General features: G+C 75.5%; 6 protein-coding genes and 1 rRNA gene. All 7 read right to left on the minus strand.

All coding sequences use genetic code 11. From position 1 onward, the window contains the following. Positions 1–45: 45 nt before the first annotated feature. Complete coding sequence (gene recN / locus G567_RS0123315; RefSeq protein WP_028931845.1) at positions 46–1,863, minus strand: DNA repair protein RecN; 1,818 nt, start codon at positions 1,861–1,863, stop codon at positions 46–48. A gap of 9 nt (positions 1,864–1,872) precedes the next feature. Next, a complete protein-coding gene (locus G567_RS30920; RefSeq protein WP_051233473.1) occupies positions 1,873–2,808 on the minus strand; it encodes an NAD kinase in 936 nt (311 codons plus the stop codon). Positions 2,809–2,816: 8 nt separating this feature from the next. Next, on the minus strand, positions 2,817–3,611 hold the full coding sequence (locus G567_RS0123325; RefSeq protein ID WP_028931846.1) for a TlyA family RNA methyltransferase: 795 nt from the start codon (positions 3,609–3,611) through the stop codon (positions 2,817–2,819). Between the two features lie 5 nt (positions 3,612–3,616). Next, positions 3,617–3,862, minus strand: coding sequence for a hypothetical protein (locus G567_RS30925; protein ID WP_037057942.1), 246 nt, complete (start codon positions 3,860–3,862; stop codon positions 3,617–3,619). Next, positions 3,859–4,938 carry an HAD-IIA family hydrolase gene (locus tag G567_RS30930; RefSeq protein WP_051233471.1) on the minus strand — a complete coding sequence of 360 codons (1,080 nt, stop codon included), beginning with the start codon at positions 4,936–4,938 and terminating at the stop codon, positions 3,859–3,861. Before G567_RS30930 ends, G567_RS30925 begins: the two co-directional genes overlap by 4 nt. Continuing rightward, complete coding sequence (locus tag G567_RS34550) at positions 4,935–5,837, minus strand: hypothetical protein (protein WP_154667178.1); 903 nt, start codon at positions 5,835–5,837, stop codon at positions 4,935–4,937. The genes G567_RS30930 and G567_RS34550 overlap by 4 nt, the downstream gene beginning before the upstream one ends. Before the next feature lie 1,271 nt (positions 5,838–7,108). After that, positions 7,109–7,225 (minus strand): 5S ribosomal RNA (rrf, locus tag G567_RS0123350). Positions 7,226–7,387: the final 162 nt, after the last annotated feature.

The raw sequence follows: 7,387 nt of genomic DNA on the forward strand, positions 1-7,387 counted from the left end.
ACGCCGAGGCGTGACGACGGTGTCATCGCAGGCCGGGCCCGCGGCTCAGAGCCGAACGGCCCGGCGGGGCTTGCGCGCGCGTTTGGCGACGCCGTTGCCCCGCACGTCCCGGCCGGTGCGATCCGCCTCGCGGTGCGCCCGCGCGGCGGCGAGCAGCTCCTCGGCGTGGGCGCGGCCGGTATCGCTGTCACCGAGCCCCGCGAGCATCCGGGCGAGCTCGGCGATGCGGTCGGCATCGGCGAGGGTGCGCACGCTGGCGCGGGTGACACCGTCGGCGCCGGCTTTGTGCACGACCAGATGCCGGTCGGCGTAGGCCGCGACCTGCGGCAGATGCGTCACGACGATCACCTGATGGTTCGCCGCGAGCCTGGCCAGCCTGCGCCCGATCTCCACCGCGGCCCGCCCGCCGACCCCCGAGTCGACCTCGTCGAACACCATGGTGGGTACCGGATCGGCACCCGCGAGCGCGACCTCCAGCGCCAGCATCACCCGCGAGAGCTCACCGCCCGAGGCGCCCTTGTGCAGCGGCTGCGGTGCCGCTCCGGCGTGCGGGACGAGCCGCAGCTCGACCTCGTCGACACCGGAGGAGCCCGCGACCATCGCCACCCCGTCGACGACGACCGCGTCGGGCGCGTCCGGGCCGGGGGCCAGCCGCGGGGCCACCGAGACGGTCAGCTCGGCGTCGCGCATGGCCAGCCCGGCGAGCTCGGCGGTGGTCCCGGCACCGAGCCGGACGGCGGCCTCGGTGCGCGCGGCGGTGACCTCGGCCGCGCACCCGGCCAGCTCGGCGGCGAGCTCGTCGCAGCGGGCGGCGAGCGCGGCGAGCGCCTCGTCGGAGGTGTCGAGGCCCGACAGCCGTTCCCGCGCCTGTTCGGCCCAGCCGAGCACGCCGTCGACGTCGGCGGCGTACTTACGGGTCAGCGTCTTGAGCTCGGCCTGGCGGGTCAGCACGGCCGCGAGCCGCTCGGGGTCGGCGTCGAGCCGGTCGAGATAGCCGGAGAGCTCCCCGGCCACGTCGTCGAGGACGGCCAGTGCCTCGCCGAGCCTCGGATCGAGGCCGGTCAGCTCGGGGTCACCGGAACCGAGCAGCCGGTTGCGCGCCTCCCCGACCAGGCCGACCGCGCCCGGTGCGTCGAGGCTTCCGTCATCGGAACCGGACAGCGCGAGCCGCGCGGCGGTGGCGGCCTCCCGCAGATCGTCGGCCGCGGCGAGCCGTCGAGCCTGCTCGACGAGCGCGCGATCCTCGCCGGGCTGCGGGTCGACGGCGTCGATCTCGGTGAGCCCGTGGCGCAGCAGGTCGGCCTCCTGGGCCAGCCGGCGCGCCCCGTCGCGGCGCTCGACGAGCTCCGCCGACGCCCGCTGCCACTGCGCCCGCACCGACCGGTAGGCCTGCAGCGGGTCGGCGACCGCGTCGCCCGCATACCGGTCGAGCAGCGCCCGCTGGTCGGCGGGTCGGAGCAGGCGCAGCTGGTCGTTCTGCCCGTGCACGGCGAGGCTGGTCTCGGCGAGCCTGCCCAGCACGCCGATCGGCACCGAGCGCCCCCCCAGATGCGCGCGTGAGCGGCCGTCGGCCGACACGGTGCGGACCGCGATGAGCTCGCTGTCGTCGATATCGGCGCCGACCTCCTCGGCCAGCGCCCGGGCCTGCTCCCCGGCCGTGAACCGCCCCTCGACGACCGCCCGGCGCGCGCCTTCGGCGACCCGCGACGCCTCGCCGCGGCCGCCGCCGAGCAGCGCCAACCCGGTGACCACCATCGTCTTGCCCGCACCGGTCTCACCGGTGAGCACGGTCAGGCCGGGATCGAGCTCCAGCGTCGCGTCGTCGATCACGCCGAGGCCCTGGATCCGCATCTCGGCCAGCATGGGCGAAGACTACGGCGCCGCTCCGCGAGGCGTCAGCCCGATGGGATCGTCGGCATGCCGATCGGGCGAACCACGCCAGCCCCGCACCGGCAGGTCGAACTTGCGCACCAGACGGTCGGCGAAGGGCTGGCCGTCGATCCGCACCACGCGCACCGATTTCTCCCCGCGGCACACCTCGACCCGCGCGCCCGGCGGCAGCACGATCGTGCGCTTGCCGTCGCAGTCCAGCAGGGCGGGCGGCCCGAACTGGTCGACCTCCACGGCGGCCGCCGATTCGGGCGCGACCAGCATCGGCCGGGCGAACAGCGCATGCGCGTTGCTGGGCACCAGCAGCAGCGCCTCGACCTGCGGCCACACCACCGGACCTCCCGCCGAGAAGGCGTAGGCCGTCGATCCCGTCGGCGTGGCGCAGATCACGCCGTCACAGCCGAAACTTGACACCGGGCGGCCGTCGACCTCCAGCACCACCTCGAGGATCCGTTCCCGGGTGCTCTTCTCCACGCTGGCCTCGTTCAGCGCCCAGGTTCGCCCCAGCACGGACCCGTTGGACCGGACGACGACGTCGATCGTCATCCGTTCCTCGATGGCGTAATTGTGGGCGACGAGCGCGTCCAGGGCCTCGTCGAGGGACTCCTGTTCGGCCTCGGCGAGGAACCCGACGCGTCCGAGGTTGACCCCCAGCAGCGGCACCCCGCACGGCCGGGCGAGCGCCGCGGCACGCAGGAACGTACCGTCCCCGCCCAGCACGAGCACGAACTCGGCGCCCTGTGCGGCGGCCGGCAGCTCATCCACCGGGATCGGTCGCAACCCGTCGGGAACCTCGGCGCCCACCTCGACCAGCTCGGAGGCGAGCATCCGGAGTCGGATGCCCTCGCCGGCCAGCCGGGTGGCCACGGCGGCGGCGGTCCGTCGGTTGGTCTCCCGCCCGGTGTGCAGGACGACCATCGCCTCCCTCACGACGGCCCCTCCGCAACGGCCCTGGCCAGCACCGGGTCCCCGACGTCGGCGCCGCCGCCACCCAGCCACAGGAAGTACTCGACGTTGCCCGACGGGCCCGGCAGCGGGCTCGCGACGGCGCCGCGCAGCACCAGGCCCAGCTCCCGCGCGACGGCCGTGACCTCGGCGATCGCCGCCAGCCTCCGCGCCGGATCGCGCACGACGCCGCCGGCGCCGAGCCGGTCACGGCCCACCTCGAACTGCGGTTTGACCATCGGTAACAACATCCCGTCCGGCGCGGTGCACGCGGCGAGCACCGGCAGCACGGTGCGCAGCGAGATGAACGAAAGGTCGGCCACGGTGAGGTCGACCGGTCCGCCGATGTCCTCGGGGCGCAGCCCGCGGATGTTGGTGCGGTCGTGCACCCGTACCCGAGGATCGCTGCGCAGCCGCCAGATCAGCTGTCCGTACCCGACGTCGACGGCCACGACCTCCGCCGTGCCACGTTCGAGCAGCACGTCGGTGAACCCTCCGGTGGAGGCGCCCGCGTCGAGGCAGCGCAGCCCCCGCACGTCGATCTCGAACGCGTCCAGCGCCCCGATCAGCTTCTTGGCGCCGCGCGAGGCCCATTCGGGCTCGTCGCTGTCGGTGACGACGACGGGGGCGTCGCGGTCGATCTGGGTCGCCGGCTTGGTCGCGGGCACTCCCCGCACGCAGACCCGGCCCTGCGCGATCATCTCGGCCGCCTGCTGCTGCGACCGGGCGAGCCCCCGGCGGAGCAGCTCGGCGTCGAGCCGGGCGCGGGTGGCCACCGCCGTCACGCCCGGCCAGGGACCTGCCCGGGGGCGGTCCCGGCGGCGAGTGCGTCGCCGAGGGCGGCGTGCACCGTCTCGAACGCGGCGACGTGCTCGGCATACGGGCGATCCTCGAGCTCGTCGAGGCCGGCCATCGCGGCCGCGATGGAGGCCCGCACGGCATCGAGCGGCGGGGCTCCGGACGGCCCGGACGGTCGCGTGCCCGGCGCGTCGTGCGGCGGGCGCGGACGGCCCTGCGGGACGGTCATCGTCGTGCTCCCCGTGCGGCTTCGGACCCTGCCACGGTAGCCGACTCGGCGGTCGCGCGGCCGTCGGCGCCGCGCCCGTTCGGCAGGCCCAGCTCGGCGAGGGCGCGCGCGGCCGCCGCGCCCACGGCGTGGACCCGCACCGGGCCACCGCCGTCCGCCCAGTGCGCGGCGCACAGCGCGCGCAGGGCGTCGAGCGCCGCGTCCGCGGTTCCGGCGCCGGACAGCACGAGCGTCCCTCCGGTCCGCTCGACCTGCCAGCCGGGCCGAGGGCCGGGGGTCAGCTCGTCGATGGGGCGGGTGAGCGCGGACAGGTCGGCGGCGAGGTGGTCCGGCCGCAGGGCGGGCGGTGCCGCGAGCACCTCGGCGGCATCGGTGACGCCCGTGAGCACGAGCAGCGTCGCCAGCCCGGCCGCCCGGCCGCCCTCGATATCGGTATCGAGTCGATCGCCGACGACGAGGGGACGACGGGCACGGCTGCGTTCGACGGCCTGTTCGAGCAGCCGCGGCGCCGGTTTACCCGCGACCTGCGGTTCCCGGCCGGACGCGGTCCGCACCACCTCGACCATGGACCCGTTGCCCGGCAGCGGGCCCCGCTCGGTCGGCAGGGTCGGGTCGATGTTGCAGGCCACCCACACCGCGCCCGCCCGCAGGGCCACGGTGGCCTCGGCCAGGACCCTCCATCCGGTGTCCGGGGAGTGGCCCTGGACGACGGCGGCCGCATCGCCGGCACGGTCGGTGACCGACAACCCGACGCCGATGATCTCCTCCGCGAGCGCGGCCGTGCCCACGACGAGCACCGGCGAGCCCGGCTCCAGCTGCTGGGCAAGCATCGCCGCCGCGGCCTGCGAGCTGGTCAGCACGTCCGGTTCGACGGCGGGAAAACCCAGCTCGGCCAGGTGGGCCGCGACCTCGGACGGGCGGCGCGAGGCGTTGTTGGTGACGTAGACGGTCCGCGCCCCCATCGCCGCGGCCGCCACCACGGCCTCGACCGCACCCGGCACCGCCCGCCGGCCGCGGTACAGCGTGCCGTCGAGGTCGGCGAGCAGGACGTCGTGGCGATCGAGGACGCTGCTCATGCGCCTGGCTCCGGGGCGCGGTCGGTGCGTTCGTGCTCGTCGGCCGGCTCCGGCTCCGCCGAGTCTTCCGGCTCGTCCGGTTCCGCCGGCTCCGTCGGTTCCCCCGGTTCCGTCGGCTCGTCCGGTTCCGCCGTGTCCTCCGGCTGCGCCGGCGCCTCGTCGGCGGGCAGCTCCTCACCGAAGGTGACGTCGTCCTCGTCGAGCGGCTCGCCGGTGAGCTCGGCGATCCGCGCCGCAGCATCGGTCTCGCCGTGCTCGTCGGCGTCGGTGGCATGTACGAACCACTGCAGCGCGTCCGACTCCCGCCCGGCGGCGTGCAGGTTGTCGGCGTAGGCGTAGAAGAGCCGGGCGCTCCACGGGTCGCGATGCGCGGCATCGAGCTCCGGGATCTGCAGCCCGACGACCGCCGCGTCCAGCTCGCCCAGGTCGCGTCGCGCCCCGGCCGCGACGATGGCCAGCTCGATCCGCTCGGCCTGGCCCAGCTCGGCGGCTTCCGGCCCACGCGCGAGCTCGAGGGCGCGCTCGGGGCGTCCCAGGGCGCGCTCGATATCGGCCATCACCGGGAGGTGCCCGGGCCCGCCGCCCATCCGGCGAGCGGCGCGCAGCTCGCCGAGCGCCTCCGTCCACTCCCCCGCGTGGTAGGCGGCGATGCCCGCCGCCTCGCGGACGACGGCGATACGGGCGGCCCGTCGCCGGGCATAGCGCGCATGCTGCAGCGCGAGCTCCGGGTCCTCGTCGACCAGGGAACCCGCCGCGACGAGGTGGCGCGCGACCGTCTCGGCCGTTTCCTTCTGCAGCCCGCGCAGGTCGCGGCGAACCTCGGCGTCGAGCCCGGCGGCGCTGGCGTCGTCGGGTAGCGGCGGCTCCGGGACGAAGGTCGCCTCCGCCGCGGACGGCACCCGCCGAGGCCGGCTCCAGCTGTCCTGGTCCGAGTCGCGCTGCGGACGTTCCTCCCGCGGCGCATCGGGACGGGCGCTTCGGCTCTCGCGTCGATCGAATCGTCCCGAGTCGCGGGACGGCCGGTCCGCGCGCTCGCCGCGCCGGATCGGCCGGTCGGCCGCGCGTTCCCGGCTCCGGCCGGGAGCGCGATCGTCACGGCTGTCGTCCCGGACCCAGCGGCCATCGCGGGCCGGGCGGTCGTCGGACCGGTCCCGGCGGTCCCCGCCCCGCGGGCCGCGATCGTCCGCACGCCGGCCACGACCCTCGGCACGGTAGGCCTCATCGCGCCTGTCCCGCCTCGGGCCGGAGGGACGGCCATCTCTCCCCTCGGCATGGTCGCCGTGGCGGCGCTCGTCCCGGCCGCGCCGGTCGTCCCAACGCCCGCCGTCGCCCCGACGCTGCCGGTCATCCCAGCGGTCCGAACGACCCTCGCCGCGGCTCCCCCGGTCCTCGGTGCGGCCCTCCGACCAGTTCCGCCGGTCCCCGCGATGCGGTCGGTCGGTGGCGCGCCGCTCATCCCAGCGGTGCCCGTCGTCTCGGCGCGCGGGGCTGTCCTCCGCGCGGCTCCGGTCGTCCCGGGCCGCGCCCCAGCCGCGCCGGTCGTCCCGGCGTGGTCGATCCGCGGACCGCCGGTCTCCGACCCAACGGCCTGGCTCAGAGGGGCGTGACGGCCGGCCGCCGCGTCCGCCAGATCGGTCGTCCTCGGGACGGCCGCGATCCTCCCAACGGGGTCGGTCCGAGGACCAGCTCCCGTGGTCACGACGCCTGCGCGATCCGCTCGCATCATCGCCGCGACGGTACGGGCGCTGCTCGCCGTCCCGACGGTAGGGACGTCGCTCGCCCTCTCCCCGCGAGGTGTCATCGCGCGAGGTGCGCCCTTCGCCCTCAGGTGAGCGGCCACGGCTTCCGCGGAAGCCGCCGCCGCGGCGGGCCCGATCCGGGCGCTCCGATCGCTCGGGGCCGCCTTCGGACCAACCGCTGCCCAACCGGTCGCCACGCCGAGGCCCACCGCCACGATCACCTCGGCGATCAAAATCGGAATTCCTGCCGCGGCCGTTCCCGTCACTGCGACGCTGGCCGGAACGATCCCGATCACTGCGTTCCCGGCTGCCGTCCCGATGCTCACGTCGCGGACGGTTATCGCCGGAACCATCCGCGATACTCATAACTCCAGAATACGGCAACGGGCCCCTGCCGGTGTGGCGGGGCCCGTGGCCGTTGGGGGTTTGGGGGTCGGCGGTGTCCTACTCTCCCACACCCTGGCGGGTGCAGTACCATCGGCGCTGGAGGGCTTAGCTTCCGGGTTCGGGATGGGACCGGGCGTTTCCCCTCCGCCATCGCCACCGACCGTATTAGCGGTGTCTTTTAGCGGTGTGTTCGGTGTGTGTTTGGTGTGTTCGGGGGGTGGGTTCCCGGCCCGGGGGGGCGGGGTGGTGTGCTCAGGGTCACACAGTGGATGCGAGCAGCGGGTTGGGGTAAGTCCTCGGCCTATTAGTACCGGTCGACTGCA

The organism is Pseudonocardia asaccharolytica DSM 44247 = NBRC 16224 (assembly GCF_000423625.1).
Taxonomy (GTDB): domain Bacteria; phylum Actinomycetota; class Actinomycetes; order Mycobacteriales; family Pseudonocardiaceae; genus Pseudonocardia; species Pseudonocardia asaccharolytica.